Genomic DNA, 20,272 nt, shown 5'->3' on the forward strand with positions numbered 1-20,272 from the left:
AATCAAAATCAGTAGAATACGCCACCATGATTTTATTGGTGGTTAGAAGGATTTAATGAAAATACTCATTCTTGGGGCTGGAGTGACTGGCTCTGCCGTAGCCGCTGCCTTAGCCAGTGAAGAAAACGACATTATGGTCGTGGACTTTAAGCCGCTACTCTTGGATGCTTTGAAAGAGCGATTTGATATTGCCACCGTAGCGGGTAATGCCGCCCACCCCACCGTCCTGGAACAGGCGGGTATCCATGACACGGATATTGTGATAGCGGTTACGGACAGCGACGAGACCAATATGTTAGCCTGTCTCATCATCAACGCCTTGTACACCCGCCCCAAAACCATAGCCCGAGTACGGGCGATTGATTATCTCAAACACCCGCAGTTATTTGGCCCCCAGGGCATTCCTATCGACCATGTGATTAGTCCTGAGCAGATCGTTATGGAATCCATCCGTAATTTGATCGACTTTCCTGGCGTGTTACATATTTCCGATTTTGCGGGTGGGCTGGTGCGGTTATTTTCCGTAAAAGTCACCGAGCATGGATTTTTAACCGAGAAAAAAATCAAAACCCTGAGTGATCGTTTAGCCAATAAAAAGATTCGTGTGGTTGCCATTTTCCGTAAAGGTAAACCCTTGTTGGTTAATGGTCAGGCTATTATAGAAGCGGGGGATGAGGTCTTTATCGTAGCGCCTCGTGATGAAGTGCGTCGGGTTCTGAAAGAACTCAACAAACTGGAAGCTCCGCTTAAGCGCATCATTATTGCCGGCGGTGGACATATCGGTAAGCGACTTGGTCTCGCACTTGAAAACGACCACCAAGTTAAAATCATTGAGAAAGACCCAAGACGGGCAAAGAAAATATCCAATGAGCTGCTTAAATGTGTCATCTTGAAAGGTGATTGCGCTGATGAAACGCTGCTGCTGGACGAATCCATCGATAGCACCGACCTGTTTTGTGCGATCACCGAAAACGATGGCGTAAACATTATTTCTGCCGCACTGGCAAAAAGCTTAGGTGCGCGTAAAACCATCTGTTTACTTAACCATATTTCCTATACCAAATTGCTGCCTGGTACTGGTATTGATGTCGCTGTGTTGCCCAATCAGGAAACCCTGGGCAGTATATTAAAGCATGTCCGTAAAGGCGATGTCGCGCAGGTCAGCTCCCTGTGCGGCGGTACAGCCGAAGCGATTGAGGCTGTCGCCCACGATAATGGTTCGTTTTCGGTCGTAGGCAAGCGCGTGGATACGATACATTTCCCGCCAGGTATCGTCCTCGGCGCATTGATTAGAGATAAGCAAGTCATCGAGATTCATCACGATACGGTATTTGAAGAAAACGACCATGTGGTAATGTTTGCGATGGATAAAAAACTTGTTGCCACCATCGAGAAAAACTTCCAACCGCTGGGAAAATGATTTCGACATTTATTTTAAGCACAAATGAGCAATCATAAAGACAAGCTGCAATCTAGATTTGCTTCATTTTTTAAACGCTTCCCTTGATAAAATACATGGGTGCTAACGGTGTCTAGTCCGCTGTCAACCTGTAAATACGCCTGACTTGTATTATGACTTCCTTCCTGACCATCCTTCATATCTTCAGCGTAGTCATTATGGGCTACGGTGGCTTAATGTCGACCTGTTTGCTGACCTCATTGATTTTCGATGATGGTGCCGCCACGGCTTTTTCCCAAAGCACATTAACCACTCTTTTGACGGGATGCTTATTGTTTTTGTTGACCCGACGATCACCAAAAAAGGTATCGAAACGGGCAGGGTTTGTGCTGGTAACCATGTGCTGGTCCCTAGCATCGGTATTTTGTACTTTTCCGCTGTTGCTATTTTTGCCTGAACTGAGTTTTGTCGATGCTTATTTCGAGGTTATTTCCGGACTGACCACCACTGGGGCAACGGTACTCAGCGGTTTAGACCACTTGCCAATGTCCATCAATTTGTGGCGGCATGAGTTGACGTGGTTTGGTGGCATAGGGATCATTGTTTTTGCGGTCGCCATTTTGCCTATTTTAGGCATTGGCGGCATGCAATTGCTTAAGTCAGAATCGCCTGGCGCCGTTAAAGAATCCGATTTACCACCACGCATTGCACAGACTGCAAAAGCCTTATGGTCAGCCTATGTAATCATAACCATTGTTTGTATCATCTGTTTACGCTTGGCTGGGATGAGTTGGTTTGATGCGGTATGTCACGCATTTGCAGCAATGAGTTTAGGCGGGTTTTCTACGCATGATGCCAGCGTTGGCTTCTTTGATTCCGTGTCCATCGAAATTGTGCTGACAACTTTTCAGCTACTGGCCGCAATGAATTTTGCCACACATTATTTAGCCCTTAAAAAGCACTCATTGAAGCCCTATACCAAAGATATAGAAGTACGAGGCGTGCTTTTTGTGGTGCTGGGTAGTTGTGTCATGTGTGCATTGGTATTGTGGCATCGCGGCACATATCCCGACTTTTTGACTGCGTTGCGCCATGCCACATTTAATCTAGTCACTGTTGCAACGACATGTGGATTTATGAGCCAGGACTTTAATCTTTGGCCTATTTTCGTACCGATGTGGATGCTGTTCTTGAGTTGTATTTCTGCTTCTTCTGGTTCTACGGGTGGAGGTATCCGCATGATAAGGACTATTATTTTAATGAAGCAGACACAGCTTGAGATGTTTAAATTCATTCACCCTTATGCCGTTAAGTCTATAAAAGTTGGGGATAACGCAATAAGTAACGATATTGTCACATCTGTAACTGGCTTCATTTTTCTGTATTTTATGTGCGTAATTGTTCTGGTATTTACGCTACTTCTAAGCGGCTTGGATTTCATTACGGCATTATCTGCAATAATTGCCACTTTTAATAATATGGGGCCTGGGCTTAACCTAGTTGGCCCTGCAAGTAATTTTAGCGTTTTAAGTGATTTTCAAACCAACGTTTGCTCATTTGCGATGCTTTTGGGGCGGGTGCAGATTTTTTCCATCATCATCTTGTTCGTGCCGGAATTTTGGCGGAAATAAGCTTTAAGGGGTTGTTTGATGCGGTAAAGCTGTATGGCCGCCCATCAATCTGCGGCCAGGCCGTCAATACAGCTTTAACAACCGTAGCCGGAGGAATAGCCAAAAATACACCCCAAAACCCCCATAAGCCACCAAAAAACAAAATAGCAATAATAATGGCGATAGCATGCAATGCCAATCCCAATAAGTTCACATGTTATCCCTTCTCCAGTGGGAGAAGGTTAGGATGAGGGGATTCAAATAACTACTTATTGGGATTGGTATAAGTTGACGGCTTCCGAAAACAACACTGGCACCAGCACTACACCGTCCAAAGCTTGAATAACTGAGTAAGCAATAACGATATACATAAGGTAACCTCTAAAAATTCAAAAAGCCCTTCTCCCTTTGGGATGCCTACATGGATGTAGGTAGTAGGGCAATGCAGGAGCTATTGCCGAGAAGGTTGGGATGAGGGCTTTAAAATCAAGTGGTTATTTCCCTCACCCTAGCCCTCTCCCAGAGGGAGAGGGGATTATTAGAGATCCCCATAAAGTGATCGTCGCTAAATCCCAGATTCCGCGAGCTCCATCCAGGTTACTCGGTTAACACATCCACAAAAGCGCCGAGTTCCATCAAACCAACGCACGTTCCTGTAGCAGTTTAATCTCATCCCTGATCTTAGCGGCTTGTTCAAACTCCAGGTTTTTTGCGTGCTTGTACATAGCTTCTTCGAGTTGTTTCAGTTTTTTGCCCAGTTGTTTGGGCGACATTACCTGGTATTCCGCTGCACTTTCCGCGATTTTTCCTTGCGTTTTGCTGAATCCAGGTAATCCTGAGCCTGGAATGGCGATTTGTAAGATGTCGATGATGGATTTGTTGATGCTTTTCGGTTCTATGTGGTGCAGTTGATTAAACGTGTGTTGTTTTTCACGTCGGCGGTCGGTTTCATCAATCGCCTGCTGCATCGAGCGGGTGATCTTATCGCCGTATAAAATAGCTTTGCCGTGCAAATTTCTGGCGGCTCGGCCAATGGTTTGTACCAGTGAGACGACGGAACGCAAAAAGCCTTCCTTATCGGCATCTAGGATAGCCACCAAAGACACTTCGGGAATATCAAGCCCTTCGCGTAACAGGTTAATCCCAACCAAAACGTCAAACTTGCCTAAACGTAAATCCCGGATAATTTCGACGCGTTCCACGGTTTCGACATCGGAATGCAGATAACGCACCCGAATATCGTGTTCCGAAAGGTATTCCGTCAAGTCCTCGGACATCCGTTTTGTTAAGGTGGTGACGAGTACGCGTTCGTTTACCGCCACGCGTTTATTGATTTCAGAAAGCAAATCATCAACTTGGGTTGAGGCAGGACGAACTTCTACGATGGGGTCAAGCAAGCCCGTCGGTCTGACGACCTGCTCGACAAAATCCACGCAATGGGCTTTCTCATAAGGCCCTGGTGTTGCCGAGACATAAATGCGTTGGGGCGATTTTGCCTCAAATTCGTCGAACATCAGGGGGCGGTTATCTAACGCAGAAGGTAGTCTGAAACCGTACTCCACCAAGGTTTCTTTGCGCGAACGGTCGCCTTTGAACATGGCCCCAATCTGCGGCAGGGTAACATGGCTTTCGTCGATAATCACCAAGGCATCTTCACTCAGGTAATCGAACATAGTGGGCGGAGATTCACCCGCTTGCCTGCCGGATAAGTAGCGCGAGTAATTTTCGATACCCGAGCAGTAGCCAACTTCCATTATCATTTCTAGGTCGAATAAGGTGCGTTGCTCCAGGCGTTGGGCTTCCACCAGCTTATTGGCAGAATACAGATAAGCCAAGCGTTCTTTAAGTTCTATCTTGATTGATTCGACGGCAGATAATAATTGCTCGCGGGGCGTGACATAGTGGCTTTTAGGGTAGACTGTGTAACGGACAATCCGGCTGATGATTTCGCCAGTTAAGGGGTCGAATAAGGACAATCGTTCGACTTCATCATCAAATAACTCAACCCGTAAGGCTTCCTGTTCGGATTCGGCAGGGAAAATGTCGATCACTTCACCGCGTACTCGGTAAGTTGCCCGGCGCAGTTCAATGTCGTTACGGGTATATTGCATTTCGGCAAGCCGTCGCAGAATATCCCGTTGCTTAATCATATCGCCTTTTACCAGATGCAATACCATCTGGAAGTACGATTCCGGTTCACCTAAGCCATAAATTGCAGAAACGGTTGCGACTACAATGGTATCTTTTCTTTCTATTAATGCTTTGGTAGCAGATAGCCGCATTTGTTCGATATGTTCGTTTAAGGAAGCATCCTTATCGATAAAGGTATCAGAGGCGGGTACATAAGCTTCGGGTTGGTAATAATCATAATAAGAGACAAAATATTCCACGCTGTTTTCAGGAAAGAACTCTTTCATTTCGCCATATAATTGTGCTGCCAGCGTTTTATTCGGTGCCATAATCATGGCGGGGCGTTGCACTTGGCTAATGACATTGGCGATGGTAAAAGTTTTGCCCGAACCGGTTACGCCCAGCAAAGTTTGATGTACTTCGCCATCATTCAAGCCTTCGATCAGTTGCTTGATCGCCGTGGGCTGGTCACCAGCGGGTTGGAATGGGCTATGGATTTTGAATGGCTTTTGCACGATTCAGATCAATAAGATTTTAGGTAGGTCTGAAAACGTGGTAAAAGCTGCATTGCCACAGCGGCACCGAGCGTATCAGCGACCCAATCCAACGTTTCTGAGTCCCGCCCTACAACAAAAGATTGATGCCACTCATCTGACATACCATAAAGACTGCAAAAAGCAACACTGGTAATCGCCACGGCAGAGGGAGTAACAAAATGCCGGAAACTGCGCCAGGTCAGAATACCTAAAACAAAATACGCTATGAAATGATGGATTTTGTCCTGTATTCCGAATACGATGGGGACGGGCAGTGAGGGCTGATTCGAAAGCCAAAAAATAAGAGTACAAAGGCCAAGAAAAGCCAGAATGTCGAAAATTTTAAACATATACAGTCCTGAAAAATCCTTTATGAATAATCTGTTTGAGATTGCCGAAGCGTGTTTACATCACCCAAATATCGATGAAAAATTGGCATTGACCCATTATGCCAAATTTTTATTCGATACCGAGCAGTTAGATTTTAAATCAAATAACCCCGTACTAACGATTGAACGGGTTAAATTCCCCGAAAAGCCCATTTTGCAAGCACCTCGCCTCATGCCCAAGCGCAAATTAACTTCACCGGAAGGAATGATTGCATTTTTCCACGCCATTGCCCATGTTGAATTTGTGGCGATTTATCTGGCTTGGGATTTGCTTTATCGCTTTCGCGGGTTACCTGTGCAATTCTATCAGGATTGGCTTTGTGTTGCCGATGAAGAAGCGCAGCATTTTGAACTTATCAGGCAACATTTACGCAATTATAATATTGGATATGGTGATCTTCCTGCACATGGTGGCCTGTGGGATCATGCAGTTGAGACAGCTAACGATTTGTTGGCAAGATTAGCATTAGTGCCACGTTGTATGGAGGCAAGAGGATTGGATGTGACACCAGCTATCATTACCAAGTTTGCAGCACTGAGAGATGACGCAGGTGTGGCGATTTTAAACCGGATCCTGAATGATGAAGTTAAGCATGTGGAACGAGGATCGTACTGGTTTAAAATTGTTTGCAGCCAGAAAGGGTTAGAGTCGGAAACACAATATCAAGCCTTGATTAGCCAATATTATCGAGGTGGCAAGCCCAAAGGGCCTTTCAACAGGGCAATGCGAAAAATCGCGGGTTTTTCGGATGCTGAGTTGGATTGGTTGGAAGCGGGCTAATATGAAAAACTATGATTTTTTGTAAAAAAGAATCGTCCAAAGTGATGCTCCGCGTTCATTTTGAATTAAAGGTATTGGTGGTTATTCAGCTTAGAAGGGCTGGTTTGTAATTTATAGCTATATATAATAACGCACAAAAAATCGAAATAACTGTCATAATTGCGCCGTTTTATGACGTGTTAATCTGTTGTCTCTAAGCCTGAAAGCTTAAAACTCTAAAAAACTACTCTTCCTCTGGAAGGATAGAGTTAGGTAGATATAACTGATTGCTATTAAGAAAATTACCTGATCCTTCTCCCTGAGGGATGAAGAAAAATTGGATTTTTAGAGCTTCCCTTACCTCGATAGATAGAATCAATGATAGTTTTTACCCGCATTAAAAATTGATGGAAGACTTATTTATCGGTTGGCTTAGGGAATACGGTTATTCAATCCTATTCTTGTGGAGCATACTAGAAGGCGAAATGGGTCTGATTATGGGCGGAATCATGGCTCATACTGGCGACCTCAACGTCTTCATGGCGATATTTGTAGCTGGCTTAGGTGGCTTCGCAGGTGACCAAATCTATTTTTACATAGGCCGTTTTAACAAGGGGCTTATCCAGCGAAAACTTCATCGCCAACGACGCAAATTTGCGATTGCTCATTTGCTGTTAAAAAAATATGGTTGGCCAATTATCTTCATGCAACGTTACATGTATGGTTTGCGTACCGTCATTCCTATGTCTATCGGCATTACCAAATACTCGGCAAAAAAATTCGCCTTAATTAACTTAATCAGCGCGTGGGTTTGGGCAGCAATTACAATTACCCCTTCTTATGTTTTTGGTGCAGAAATATTGAACTCATTGGTTCTTGCCAAAGAGCATTGGTATTACGTGCTGCCCATCGCAGCCGGTTTTCTTTTTGCCATACATACTTATTTCCAAAAATTGGAACGGCATTTTTTACAAAGACGGCAAAATCGTAACAAGTAGATAAGCTGGAGTTAACTTAAGGGATCTCTAATAATTCAAAGCCCCCTTCTCCTTCTGTGAAAAGGTTGGGATGAGGAATTTAAAATCAAACAACACAACCCTCACCCTAGCCCTTTTCCAGAGGGTGTTATCGGTCAACAGTAATCAGGACAAAATGTAATGGTCAACTAAAACCGGACACTTTCTCAGGCAGCTTGCCTATAAAAAAATCCCGCTCAAATTGCAGCGAGGTTTGATAACCTAGCTTTGAATGAATCCGCCACGCAATAAATAGAACATTTCGCATTTAATAATTTTAAATAAGATATTGATCATATAGGCTTTCAATTTGAATAGTTCCCACGCTCCGAGGCCACTGCCATTAAGTTAAGCGGTAAGTCCCTTCTCTCGGTTAGGATGAGGGAGGATTTATAAGGCATTTCCTTATTTTGTGCCTCCTCACCTCGATCCTCTCCAGCAGTATGGAGGGAGGCGGCATTGCTTAACTTAATGGCAGTGACGCTCCGGCGTGGGAATGCAGACTAAGCGCGCCACTATTTTTCGCGAAAGCTAAAATGGAGTCCATCCGATTTTAGCGGCGAAAATTCACGTGGCGATTAATGCCTTCGGCTGCCCGCGTTCGTCCTCGGTTCGTCACGATGCACAACTCCCCTACGGTACGCTGTGCATCACGACTGCCCAAATGACTTGACACCGTGTCGGATGGCCTTGCATGTTGACTACGCTTCCGCTCGCGCTCCAACTCCGTCAACACGCCCGGCCCCTACGGCTACGCGGGGGTCGTCGCACACCGCTCCACTAACGTTACGCTTCCGTGTACTCCTTCAAGGCATTAAAGGGCAGTATTTGTTGTTGGATACCGAGGTGATTAATCTTCGTAAGTATTCGGGGTATGAAATTGAGTTTTCTGCGCCGGAAAAGATTGATGAATTATTGCAATGAGTAGCCTGGATGGGGCTTGCGGAATCCTGGGTTTCATCTTCGATGTCCCGTATAACGTTGCACTCTATACGGGCTATTTGCTCATAATTTCAATCCTGATTGCGACTTTACTAAATTTGCTGTTGTCCTTACCTTTTCGTTGTGGCTACTAACGGCGCCAAAATTTATAAGCACCGCAAGAACCCAACAAATAATTGGACCAACAATCGTTGTCGCGGAAGCAAGAGCTATAATACAAAGCAGAATGGCAGTCTTCCAGCTACTGTAAAATAAACCTAACGGACTAAGAAGAAATGCGAGTAAAAAGCCAGCGAATTGGCTTTTTGAGTGAGCGCTAATATAAGCTTCAACGGGATCTTTCATTGTTTGATTCTCAACTATTGTTTATTCTTCAAATATTAGACTAATTTTTGATTTATTGAATCAAACGTCAAATATTATGTTTAGAATCATTCCCACGCTTCGGCGTGGAAATGCCGAGAGGGACGCTCTGCGTCCCGTACCGTTGGAGCGGTACGGGATTCTTTGTTTCCACGCCGAAGCGTGGGAACGATAAAAAAACCCCAAACAAAATGATGAACATATCCATTCGTCATACCAATTTATTGAAGAAACTTGTACAATGCCCAGTTACGTACCCGCTAAACGAATCAGTAAAAGAACTGGTTTATCTAACATAGCGGGGCAAATAGCATCTTCTTGAATATTAAGAAGTCCATAAGTTTATTGAGGTGAGCGTGGAGTTAAGCGGTGCAGAAATACTGATCCGAAGTCTTAAAGACGAAGGTGTTGAGTATATTTTCGGTTATCCCGGTGGGGCGGTGTTGCATATATACGATGCGCTGTTCAGGCAGGATGATGTTAAGCACATCCTGGTGCGCCATGAGCAAGGTGCGACCCATGCGGCGGACGGCTATGCCCGTTCGACCGGAAAACCCGGCGTGGTGCTAGTCACTTCTGGCCCCGGCGCGACCAATGCCGTGACAGGTATTGCTACCGCTTACATGGATTCCATCCCGATGGTCGTCATTTCAGGTCAAGTACCGTCGGCTGTTATCGGCAGCGATGCGTTCCAGGAAGTCGATATGGTCGGCATTAGCCGTCCGTGCGTCAAGCATAACTTCTTGGTCAAAGACGTTAACCTGATTGCGGAAACTATCAAGAAAGCCTTTTATGTGGCGACCACAGGTCGTCCTGGCCCCGTTGTTGTCGATATACCCAAGGATATCACCGATCCGCGTATTAAAGTGCCGTACAAATATCCTAAAAAGGTCAGTATTCGCTCCTACAATCCTGCGGTAGCTGGACACAAAGGTCAGATCAAAAAAGCAGTTGATTTATTGCTGACTGCCGAGCGGCCAATGATTTATTCTGGTGGCGGCGTAGTCATAGGCAATGCCAGCAAGGAACTGACCGAATTCAGCCGCTTGCTGGGTTATCCCGTTACTAACACCTTGATGGGTTTGGGTGCGTATCCTGCAACCGATAAGCAGTTTATTGGCATGTTGGGAATGCACGGCACTTACGAAGCCAATATGGGCATGCACGAAAGCGATGTGATAATCGCTATCGGCGCGCGCTTTGATGACCGGGTTACTGGCAAGCTGGATATGTTCTGTCCGTATGCCAAGATTATCCATATTGATGTCGATCCGGCTTCCATTTCCAAGACGGTTAAGGTGGATATTCCCATCGTCGGCGAGGTTAAGCCAGTGTTGGAGCAGATGATTGAACTCATCAAAGAAAGCAAAAAAACGCCCCATAAAAAAGCGTTGGAGACTTGGTGGAAACAAATCAAGGACTGGCAAGGCATTGATTGCCTTGAATATGACCGCGAAAGCCCACTGATTAAGCCGCAATTTGTTATCGAACAATTGTATGAAGTGACTAAAGGCGATGCTTATGTGACTTCCGATGTCGGGCAGCACCAGATGTGGGCGGCGCAGTATTATAAGTTCGACAAGCCGCGCCGATGGATCAATTCCGGTGGCTTGGGTACGATGGGCTTTGGTATGCCTGCTGCAATCGGCGTTAAATTGGCACATCCCGATGCGGATGTGGCTTGTGTCACCGGTGAAGCCAGTATCCAGATGTGCATCCAGGAACTGTCAACGGCCTTGCAATACAAAACGCCGATTAAGATCGTTAACCTGAATAACCGTTTTATGGGCATGGTGCGCCAGTGGCAGGAGTTTTCCTATGAAAGTCGGTATTCACATTCTTACCTGGATACCTTACCGGATTTTGTTAAGCTCGCTGAAGCCTACGGTCATGTCGGGATACGTATCGACAAACCAGATGAGGTTAGACCTGCATTGGAACAAGCGTTTGCCATGAAAGACCGCACGGTATTTTTGGACATAATTACCGATCAAACAGAAAACGTTTATCCCATGATAGAAAATGGCAAAGGCCATCATGATATGAAATTGCGGATTGCTGCAACAGGGACGACAACGGATAGGGAATTGGCATAATGAGACATATTATTTCAATTTTGATGGAGAACGAATCCGGTGCCTTGTCGCGCGTGGCTGGGCTGTTTTCTGCGCGTGGGTACAACATCGAATCCTTGACTGTCGCAGCTACCGAAGACTCCAGCTTGTCGCGTATGACTTTGGTGACCAGCGGCAGTGATGATGTCATTGAGCAAATCACCAAGCAGCTTAATAAGCTGATTGACGTGGTCAAGCTGATTGATTTGGCGGAATCCGCCCATATCGAACGCGAACTGATGATGATTAAGGTCAAAACCACTGAGAAAACTCGGGCTGAAGTGAAAAGCATGGCGGATGTTTTTCGTGGCAGGATATTGGATTTTACGCCAGAAACTTACGTCATCGAAGTGACCGGGCCATCCGAAAAACTGGATGCTTTTATCGCCGCCCTTGATGCTGATAGCATTATTGAAGTTGTCCGTTCTGGGGCGACGGGAATAAGTAGGGGTGAGAAGGGGTTGCATTTGTAAGGCTCAAGGCAAAAGGCGCAAGACGAAAGATTAAATAAATGTAGGTCGAAATAGCGCAGCGTACCTGCCGTACGATTTAAGCTACAAATATTCAGCAATACCGCTTTTTATTTGTGCTTTTTTATTGTATTTTTGAATCCACTCTTATGGTGTTTTTGTATGAAAAAATTTATTTGCTACAAAGTATTCTTAGTTTTATTAATTGCACTTTCCTTTACTGGCTGCAATCAATCAGCCGATAAATCTAATTCTAGTTCTTCATTTATTGAGCCAAAAACTAATGAAGAATGGAAAGCTTTTTGCGAAGCTCCTGATAGCCGCGAACGAATAAAAGCAATTGAAGATAAAGAAAAACGCGGAGATGTTGCTGGGGTTTGCTTAAGAACACCTTGGAAAAAATTTGAAACGGTGCCTGATAATAAAAAGCTTTGGCAATTCTGAACACAACCAAGCGCTTAGGTTGGGTTAGCCCAGCATTTGCACTATCTTGTGGGGTGTGTTTATGGTTGGGCTGGGCGTAACCCAACATAAGTAACAGTTGTACACCCAATGTTGGGTTACGGCGCACGGATAAATCCGATAATAATATTTTTGACGTTGGTTGTTTCGTGCGCCTAACCCAACCTACGGATTTTTATAGGGGGGTAGGGTCGAATAGCGTAGCGTACTTGTACCCTGTGGGTATTTCGCCGCATGGTTGAAATGGGCAACATAAATAGGCATTATGAAACAAAAAATCATTGCCGCAGCTACGCAGAAAATTCTGTTTTCGCCCCATGCGGTCAAACAAATGTCACGCCCAAACCGTATGATTACTACCGATGAGGTGCGGGAAACTGTATTATTAGGCGAAATTATCGAGAGCTATCCTGACGACCCGCGTGGTGAAAGTTGTTTAATGTGCCATACGACTCAAGACCGGACAGTCCACGTTGTTTGCGCTCCAAAAATAGAATATTTGGTGGTCATAACAGCCTATTTACCGTCTCCAGAGCATTGGTCGATAGATTTCAAACAGAGGAAGTAAGATGGAATGTTTATATTGTAAAGGCCAACTCCATAGAGGAACCGCCCCATTTAGTGCAGACCGAAATGGCTACCATATCACTTGGGAATCAATCCCGGCTTGGGTATGCGCCCAGTGTGGCGAGCCTTTGTTTGAGGAAAACGAGGTCGATCATATTCAAAAAGCCTTACAACAAATTGACCATGAGACGAAGGCACTGACTTCAAGGGCAGCATAATTTATATAGTTCATCCGTTCGTGGCAAGTTTGTCGAGCCATGAACGTAATAACTATTCGCCCTTAGACAAGCTCAGGACGAGCAGTTAGTTAGATAATTTTTAATCAGTAAAAACAGGAAAACACATGCAAGTTTATTACGACAAAGATGCCGACTTGTCGGTTATCCGCTCCAAAAAAGTCGCCATTATCGGTTACGGTTCACAAGGCCACGCCCATGCGTTGAATTTGAAAGAATCCGGCGTAAGTGTTGTTGTTGGCTTACGTAAGGGTTCGCCTTCCGTCGCCAAGGCCGAAGCGCACGGCTTGACTGTAAAAGACGTGCCGGAAGCGGTCGCGGGTGCGGATATCGTCATGATCCTGACCCCGGACGAATTCCAGGCGCAATTGTACAAAGGCGAAATTTTGCCGAACATTAAACAAGGCGCAGCCTTGGCGTTCGCGCACGGCTTTTCGATCCTGTTCAACCAAGTCGTGCCACGGGCGGATTTGGATGTCATCATGATTGCGCCCAAAGCGCCAGGCCATACCGTGCGTTCCGAGTTCGTGCGCGGCGGCGGCGTACCTGACCTTATCGCCATCCATAAAGACGTGTCCGGCACAGCTAAGGCGACTTGCCTTTCTTATGCCTCAGCCATTGGCGGTGGTCGTTCCGGCATTATCGAAACTACCTTCCGCGATGAAGCCGAAACCGATTTGTTCGGAGAACAAGCGGTATTGTGCGGTGGCGCTGTGGAACTTATCAAAGCCGGCTTTGAAACCTTGGTGGAAGCGGGTTACCCACCTGAAATGGCGTATTTCGAGTGTCTGCACGAGTTAAAACTGATCGTCGATCTCATGTACGAAGGCGGCATCGCCAACATGAACTACTCCATCTCCAATAACGCGGAATATGGCGAATACGTCACCGGCCCGAAAGTCATCAACGCCGAAAGCCGTCTGGCGATGAAAGAAGCCCTGGCAAACATCCAAAACGGCAACTACGCCAAACGTTTCATCATGGAAGGCGCGAGCAATTATCCTGAAATGACGGCGATGCGCCGACTGAATGCCGAACATCCAATCGAAGTCATCGGCGCAAAGCTTCGTAGTATGATGCCGTGGATTAAGGCGAACCAGATTGTTGATAAAGCTAAGAACTAAGCGCGTAAGTTCCAATAGAAAATAAAAAGCCCGTTTTAGACGGGTTTTTTATTGTTTGAAAACAAATGCTTAATGCTATGTAAGGTGACTTAGTTAATGAAATCACTACAAAATCCAAGAAATAAAAAAATTTTATGGGGACTGCTTATATCTGCTACTTATCCAGCGGTTGTATTAAGTTACGTTTGGTATCATTGCTTTATAAGTAATTTTCAAGGTGGCAAAAATGGCCAATTGGATGCTTACAGGCATACCTTGGCAAGTGCAGTGGTGGCTTACACCTCATCGCCCAAAGTAGTAAGTGTATTTACAGCCGTCACGGAATTTGGTGACGAAGCTGATAATCTGATGGATAGGCATAATAATTCGCTGGGTGCAGAGTTAGGGTATCAAGCAGAGGTATTTGCCCACATCAATCCGCGAGTGATTCAACAAGTCAATAATGGCATTGAAAATTCAACTAATGGCAAACAAATTACGTGGCTTCCTAAGTCTTTTTGGGGAAAAAGCTTATTTTGGTAAACGGATTAATATTGTCATCCAAGTTATGCGAAATATTTACAGTACGATGTAGGGTTTCGGAAATTTGCCTTTTCGGTTGAACCTGTATCTACTGCATTTAATCGAAGTAATTCGCTATACTTAAGTTTCACGCAAATCAATTCATGTTAATAGGACGTTTTGAGTAGCTTATGAACGAGCCAAAGCAAACGAATGAAAAACTCGATATTAACCAGGTTATTTTGTGGTTACAGGCCGACGGAATTCTGTCGGATGCTGATATAGAGAAATGTAGGCAACTCGCAGCCGGCAATATCAGCAGGGGTAAACACCCACTGAAAGTTATTTCCGAAGCCAGTGTTCAGGATAAAACCCAGCTTGGGAAACTGCTGACTTTGGAAAGTTTGACATCATGGCTGGCTGACAAGGTGGGGTTGCCATATTACTATATCGACCCCTTAAAAATTGACATCCCCACAGTAACTGCGCTGTATAGCAAAAACTACGCATTTAACTACAATATTTTGCCGGTCATGTTTCACGAGAACGAGAACGAGATCGTGATTGCGACGGCGGAACCCTACGTGCGTACCTGGGAGGCTGACTTAACGCGTATGCATAACCGCACTATTAAGCGCGTATTCTCAAATCCAGACGAGATTTCACGGTACTTAGGTGAGTTTTATTCGTTCGCCAAATCGTTAAAGGGTGCAACCCTGGCACGGTCTGAAGATAAGGGGGCGGGGAATGTTCAAAACTTCGAACAACTCCTAGAACTGAGCAAATCAACCGACCTTGATGCCAATAATCAACATATTGTTAATCTAGTCAACTGGTTGTTGCAATTTGCCTTCGACCAACGTGCCAGTGACATTCACATAGAGCCACGTCGCCTCAATGGAAATGTACGTTTTCGCATTGACGGTATTTTACATACGGTTTACAAGTTACCGCCCCAAATTATGAATGCAGTGCTAAGCCGCTTAAAAATTCTGGGACGGATGAATATCGCCGAAAAACGCTTACCCCAGGATGGGCGTATCAAAACCCAAAATAATCTACAAAAAGAAATCGAACTGCGATTATCCACCATGCCGACGGCATTCGGCGAAAAACTGGTCATGCGAATTTTCGACCCAGAAGTGCTGATGCGTAATTATGAACAGCTGGGTTTCAACAAACGCGAATTGGAATTGTGGAACAAAATGACAGCCATGTCCCATGGCATCATCTTGGTCACTGGCCCAACTGGATCGGGTAAAACTACCACGCTGTATTCCACGTTAAAAAACCTGGCGACATCGGAAGTCAATTTATGTACCGTTGAGGATCCCATCGAGCAGATAGAACCCAGTTTTAACCAAATGCAGGTGCAACCTAACATAGGGTTGGATTTTGCCAGCGGCATACGCACGTTGATGCGACAGGATCCTGATATTATTATGGTGGGTGAGATTCGTGACTTACAGACAGCAGAAATGGCAGTTCAGGCATCATTGACTGGGCATTTGGTATTTTCTACCTTACACACTAATAACGCACCAGCAGCCATTACCCGATTGATTAATATTGGCTTGCCTGCCTATTTGATTCAGCAAACCATTGTTGGTGTTATGGCACAGCGCTTAATACGCACTTTATGCCGACATTGTAAAAGACGCAGTGAGATTAGTAATGCCGAATGGCAATCCCTGGTCGCGCCATTTAAAGTGGCTAAGCCAGACCAAGTGAATCATGCGGTAGGCTGCTTGGAATGCCGTAATACCGGCTATTCTGGGCGCATTGGTATCTATGAAATCTTTGAAACTACGACAACATTACAAAAATTGATTGTTGAAGGCTACGATACTGAGTTGTTGCAGAAGCAAGCGTGCCTAGAAGGAATGCGGCCTTTGCGGTTGAGTGGTGCGGAAAAAGTAGCAAAGGGTTTAACAACAATTGAAGAAGTGCTAAGGGTTGCGCCGGAAGGGTTGGCTTCTTAAAGTCCCACAAGGCCATAAAGTGAATAAAGTCTAACTTAGCTTGCGAAATAGCCGGATTTTTGCACCGGATTTTTTCCGCGCTGGCCACTTGCGCAAGCTGTTATCCAAACCATAATCAGTGCTACATGCAGCAAACTTTGAGATAATGGTCTTAAGGGAATCTCCAAAAATTCAACAAACCCCTTCGCCTTTCAGGGATGGAGGAAGTGCGGCAGCGAGTATGAAACTCGCGCCGTCTCCCTCTGGGAGAAGGGGTTTTTAGAGATCCCCTTAAATTAATTCTACGGATACTGATACCGTCTGTATCAACATTAACCAGTGATTACTAAACCATTAACAAATGAAGGATAAAAAGACTTACAAACCGTGTGATTTAGTTATTTTCGGCGCTTTGGGAGATTTATCCCGCCGCAAGCTGCTGATTTCTTTGTATCGCCTTGAAAATGCAAACTTAATCGAGCCGGATACCCATATTGTCGGGATTGATCGTCATGTGATGGATACGGCGGAATTCGTTGAAACAGCCCGACTTAGCCTGCAAGAATTTTCCAGTGAAACGACACAAGATGCAGTCTGGGCCAGGTTTTCGGCGCGGCTTTCTTATGTAAAAATCGACCTCACCCAGTTGGATGAATACCAAATCCTAAATAAAGTCACCAATAATAAAACCCGTGTGCTGGTGAATTACTTCGCGGTTTCGCCATTTTTGTTCAAGAATATCTGCCAAGGACTCGCCAAATGCGGCGTGTTGACGAAAGAATCACGCATGGTGATGGAAAAACCCATCGGTCACGACCTGGAATCTTCCATAGAAATCAACAATGTCGTCGCCAGCGTGTTCAACGAAGACCAAGTTTTCCGCATCGACCATTACCTAGGCAAAGAAACGGTATTAAACTTATTGGCATTACGCTTTGCCAATTCGATTTTTACGACGAATTGGAACCACAACACCATCGACCACATCCAAATTACGGTTGCCGAAGAAGTCGGCATCGAAGGGCGTTGGGATTATTTCGACAAAACTGGGCAGTTACGGGACATGTTGCAGAATCACTTATTGCAAATCCTGACCTTTATCGCGATGGAGCCGCCCGTGAACCTGGAAGCCAAGAGTATCCATAGCGAAAAAATAAAGGTACTCAAAGCGTTACGCCCGATTACCAGCAACAACGTGGACGAAAAAACCGTCCGTGGGCAATACACCAGCGGCTATATCAAAGGTCAGTCCGTACCGGGCTATCTTGAAGAAGAAGGAGCAAACACCCTTAGCTCAACGGAAAGTTTTGTCGCCTTACGGGTCGATATTGATAACTGGCGCTGGGCGGGTGTGCCGTTTTATCTGCGTACAGGCAAGCGTTTGATGGGCAAACGTACTGAAATTGTCGTGTATTTTAAGCAGCTTCCGCACAATATTTTCAAAGATAGCTTTAGGGATTTGCCGCCTAATAAATTGATTATCCACCTGCAACCTAATGAAGGCGTGGAAATTGAAATGCTGAACAAGATTCCCGGCATAGACGAACATATCAAACTGCAAAAAACCCGTCTGGATTTGAGTTTTTCTGATGCTTTCAAAAAGAACCGCATTTTCGGCGGCTATGAAAAACTGGTGCTGGAAGCCATGCGCGGCAACCCAACCTTATTCCTAAGCCGAGAAGAAATCGAGCAAGCCTGGACGTGGATCGACTCCATCCAAGATGCCTGGAAGCATTACAACGAATCGCCCAAAGCCTACCCTGCCGGGACGTGGGGACCGATTGCTTCGGTTGCCTTGCTGGCTAGGGATGGTCGGGCTTGGGAAGAGTAATTGATTTCTAAAGGGTAACGACTTACCTTAAATCTCACAAACTAGCTGGAATTAATTAGAATGCCAGAGATTCTCTACACAACTGCAACAGACAAAGATGGAATCCTAATTAAAGCGAATAACGCTGAAAAGGGTAACGACTATTTCTGTGCCGTGTGTAAGACAGAATTAATTCTTAGAAAAAGCGGAAAGACAGGCAAAGGGACTAAACGGCCTCATTTTGCTCATCGTTCGTTAACGCCTAATTGTACGCCTGAGACAGCTTTGCATTACTCATTCAAAAACTTACTTACAAATAAAATTCATCAACATATTACGACAAATCAGCCGCTACCAATTTCATGGGAATGTACATTTTGTGGAATTGAACATTCGGGAGACTTATTGAAAAAAGTTACAGCAGTTAAAGTTGAACATAACTTAATAGCATGTAAACCAGACATTGCGCTATTTGGAAACGATGAAAAGGTTTTCGCAGTTATTGAAGTTGTAGTAACCCACAAACCAGAGGAACATGCCATAAGTTATTACAACAAAAACAACATTATCCTTATCCAAATCGACCTGGCTTCTGACAAGGACATCGATAATTTAGAAAATAAAGTCAAACAACCTTCATATGTGGGCACTTGTTACAGCCCAAAGTGTAAAGTTTGCGGACACTTTCAACAAAAGAAAACAATGACAATCATTGAAGGGCTTTGTTGGAAATGCAACGATACAATGAAGATTGCTTATATTTCAGGAAGCAAAGAACTTGTTCGTGGTTCAAGCCACTTAGCACCCAGTGGTTTTACAAATGAAGAAATCGATTTTGCAAGATCAAAAGGAGTGAAATTAAAAACACAATACAGTAAAACAATTCAGGGCAATTATGTTGCGAACTCCTGTACAAAATGTGATTCATTTGCAGGTGACTTTTTTTTGTTTACACAATACATTTCGCCAGCAGGTTATGGAGAGTTGCCTTTCGAAGAATTCGACATCGGCTATCATTGTTATCATTGTGAAGAAGTCGCTTATGAAAATGAAGAAAATTTTGATGCCGACTATACCCAAAATATGTAAGGTAATAAATATCATGAACAAAATCATATTGTTAGTTGAAGACGCACAGGAAGGCAGTTTTATGGTCATAAAACATTTTATACACACTACAAAACTAACATATAACATTCCACATGAAATAAACTTGATTTAACGTACGTAATAACGTACCTTAGTCTTATATTTATTGCTTAATTTTAGGTAAAAATCATGCAAACATTATCAGCCAGCGCCGCCCGCACTAATCTTTATCGCTTAATAGACGAGGCGAGTAGTTCGCATCAGCCTGTGGTAATTACTGGCAAGCGCGGTAATGCGGTATTAATTTCGCAAGAAGATTGGCCTGCCATTCAAGAAACTTTGTTTTTGGTGTCGATACCCAATATGCGCGAATCCATTCGTGAAGGCATGAATGCGCCTGTAAGTGAGCTTTCAAGGCAGTTAGATTGGTAAGGCAATACCAACTGCTTTACACCAAAGCAGCGCAAAAAGATGCCACAAACTTAAACGCGGTTGGGCTTAAAGATAAGGCTTTGCAGTTGTTAGAATAAGCGCGCCACTATTTTTCGCGAAAGCTAAAATGGGATCCATCCGATTTTAGCGGCGAAAATTCACGCGGCGATTAATGCCTTCGGCTGCCCGCGTTCGTCCTCGGTTCGTCACGATGCACAACTCCCCTTCGGTACGCCGTGCATCACGACTGCCCAAATGACTTGACGCCGTGTCGGATGGCCTTGCATGTTGACTACGCTTCCGCTCGCGCTCCAACTCCGTCAACACGCCCGGCCCCTACGGCTACGCGGGGGTCGTCGCA

The 20,272-nt window shown here is 44.9% G+C and carries 19 protein-coding genes and 1 pseudogene; 16 read left to right on the top strand and 4 right to left on the bottom strand.

What is annotated here, in order from left to right; translation table 11 throughout:
• The first annotated feature begins 55 nt into the window (after positions 1-55).
• Positions 56-1,420, top strand: coding sequence for a Trk system potassium transporter TrkA (gene trkA, locus ABL924_RS00535; protein WP_349025107.1), 1,365 nt, complete (start codon positions 56-58; stop codon positions 1,418-1,420).
• A 197-nt stretch (positions 1,421-1,617) separates the two neighbouring features.
• A complete protein-coding gene (locus ABL924_RS00540) occupies positions 1,618-3,030 on the top strand; it encodes a potassium transporter TrkG (RefSeq protein WP_349025125.1) in 1,413 nt (470 codons plus the stop codon).
• Here the strand turns inward: ABL924_RS00540 and ABL924_RS00545 are convergent.
• From ABL924_RS00545 to ABL924_RS00555, 3 genes and pseudogenes are all read right to left on the bottom strand, one after another.
• Positions 2,996-3,380 (bottom strand): annotated as a pseudogene (locus ABL924_RS00545) (AI-2E family transporter); the annotation flags it as partial. The gene ABL924_RS00540 and the pseudogene ABL924_RS00545 overlap by 35 nt on opposite strands.
• 264 nt (positions 3,381-3,644) lie before the next feature.
• Positions 3,645-5,654 (bottom strand): excinuclease ABC subunit UvrB, encoded by a 2,010-nt coding sequence (gene uvrB / locus ABL924_RS00550; RefSeq protein WP_349025108.1) that lies wholly within the window; start codon positions 5,652-5,654, stop codon positions 3,645-3,647.
• Positions 5,655-5,662: 8 nt separating this feature from the next.
• Positions 5,663-6,025 (bottom strand): VanZ family protein, encoded by a 363-nt coding sequence (locus ABL924_RS00555; RefSeq protein ID WP_349025109.1) that lies wholly within the window; start codon positions 6,023-6,025, stop codon positions 5,663-5,665.
• Between the two features lie 22 nt (positions 6,026-6,047).
• Between ABL924_RS00555 and ABL924_RS00560 the strand changes: the two genes are divergently transcribed.
• From ABL924_RS00560 to ABL924_RS00570, 3 genes are all read left to right on the top strand, one after another.
• Positions 6,048-6,845, top strand: coding sequence for a ferritin-like domain-containing protein (locus tag ABL924_RS00560; protein ID WP_349025110.1), 798 nt, complete (start codon positions 6,048-6,050; stop codon positions 6,843-6,845).
• A 386-nt stretch (positions 6,846-7,231) separates the two neighbouring features.
• The gene (locus tag ABL924_RS00565) at positions 7,232-7,822 is read left to right on the top strand and encodes a DedA family protein (protein ID WP_349025111.1); all 591 of its coding nucleotides are present in this window, start codon (positions 7,232-7,234) and stop codon (positions 7,820-7,822) included.
• Between the two features lie 702 nt (positions 7,823-8,524).
• Complete coding sequence (locus ABL924_RS00570; RefSeq protein ID WP_349025126.1) at positions 8,525-8,764, top strand: DUF2797 domain-containing protein; 240 nt, start codon at positions 8,525-8,527, stop codon at positions 8,762-8,764.
• Between the two features lie 81 nt (positions 8,765-8,845).
• On the opposite strand, the gene ABL924_RS00575 is transcribed toward ABL924_RS00570, so the two are convergent.
• Complete coding sequence (locus ABL924_RS00575) at positions 8,846-9,127, bottom strand: hypothetical protein (protein WP_349025112.1); 282 nt, start codon at positions 9,125-9,127, stop codon at positions 8,846-8,848.
• A 374-nt stretch (positions 9,128-9,501) separates the two neighbouring features.
• On the opposite strand from ABL924_RS00575, the gene ABL924_RS00580 reads away from it, so the two are divergent.
• The 11 genes from ABL924_RS00580 (at position 9,502) to ABL924_RS00630 (ending at position 19,911) form a co-directional block, all read left to right on the top strand.
• On the top strand, positions 9,502-11,241 hold the full coding sequence (locus tag ABL924_RS00580; protein WP_349025127.1) for an acetolactate synthase 3 large subunit: 1,740 nt from the start codon (positions 9,502-9,504) through the stop codon (positions 11,239-11,241).
• On the top strand, positions 11,241-11,732 hold the full coding sequence (ilvN, locus tag ABL924_RS00585; protein WP_349025113.1) for an acetolactate synthase small subunit: 492 nt from the start codon (positions 11,241-11,243) through the stop codon (positions 11,730-11,732). The genes ABL924_RS00580 and ilvN overlap by 1 nt, the downstream gene beginning before the upstream one ends.
• Before the next feature lie 159 nt (positions 11,733-11,891).
• Positions 11,892-12,173: a hypothetical protein gene (locus tag ABL924_RS00590; RefSeq protein WP_349025114.1), complete on the top strand. Its 282-nt coding sequence runs from the start codon at positions 11,892-11,894 to the stop codon at positions 12,171-12,173.
• Between the two features lie 283 nt (positions 12,174-12,456).
• A complete protein-coding gene (locus ABL924_RS00595) occupies positions 12,457-12,759 on the top strand; it encodes a DUF4258 domain-containing protein (protein WP_349025115.1) in 303 nt (100 codons plus the stop codon).
• A gap of 1 nt (position 12,760) precedes the next feature.
• Positions 12,761-12,976, top strand: coding sequence for a YgiT-type zinc finger protein (locus ABL924_RS00600; RefSeq protein WP_349025116.1), 216 nt, complete (start codon positions 12,761-12,763; stop codon positions 12,974-12,976).
• A gap of 125 nt (positions 12,977-13,101) precedes the next feature.
• The gene (gene ilvC, locus ABL924_RS00605; protein ID WP_349025117.1) at positions 13,102-14,118 is read left to right on the top strand and encodes a ketol-acid reductoisomerase; all 1,017 of its coding nucleotides are present in this window, start codon (positions 13,102-13,104) and stop codon (positions 14,116-14,118) included.
• A gap of 96 nt (positions 14,119-14,214) precedes the next feature.
• Positions 14,215-14,640, top strand: a complete 426-nt coding sequence (locus tag ABL924_RS00610) for a hypothetical protein (protein ID WP_349025118.1) — start codon at positions 14,215-14,217, stop codon at positions 14,638-14,640.
• 170 nt (positions 14,641-14,810) lie between these two features.
• Positions 14,811-16,601 (top strand): GspE/PulE family protein, encoded by a 1,791-nt coding sequence (locus tag ABL924_RS00615; RefSeq protein WP_349025119.1) that lies wholly within the window; start codon positions 14,811-14,813, stop codon positions 16,599-16,601.
• Positions 16,602-16,941: 340 nt separating this feature from the next.
• Complete coding sequence (zwf, locus tag ABL924_RS00620) at positions 16,942-18,411, top strand: glucose-6-phosphate dehydrogenase (protein WP_349025120.1); 1,470 nt, start codon at positions 16,942-16,944, stop codon at positions 18,409-18,411.
• Positions 18,412-18,471: 60 nt separating this feature from the next.
• Positions 18,472-19,479, top strand: coding sequence for a competence protein CoiA family protein (locus ABL924_RS00625; RefSeq protein WP_349025121.1), 1,008 nt, complete (start codon positions 18,472-18,474; stop codon positions 19,477-19,479).
• A 189-nt stretch (positions 19,480-19,668) separates the two neighbouring features.
• The gene (locus ABL924_RS00630) at positions 19,669-19,911 is read left to right on the top strand and encodes a type II toxin-antitoxin system Phd/YefM family antitoxin (protein ID WP_349025122.1); all 243 of its coding nucleotides are present in this window, start codon (positions 19,669-19,671) and stop codon (positions 19,909-19,911) included.
• The last annotated feature ends 361 nt before the right edge of the window (positions 19,912-20,272 follow it).

It is taken from the genome of Methyloglobulus sp. (assembly GCF_040079455.1).
GTDB lineage: Bacteria > Pseudomonadota > Gammaproteobacteria > Methylococcales > Methylomonadaceae > Methyloglobulus.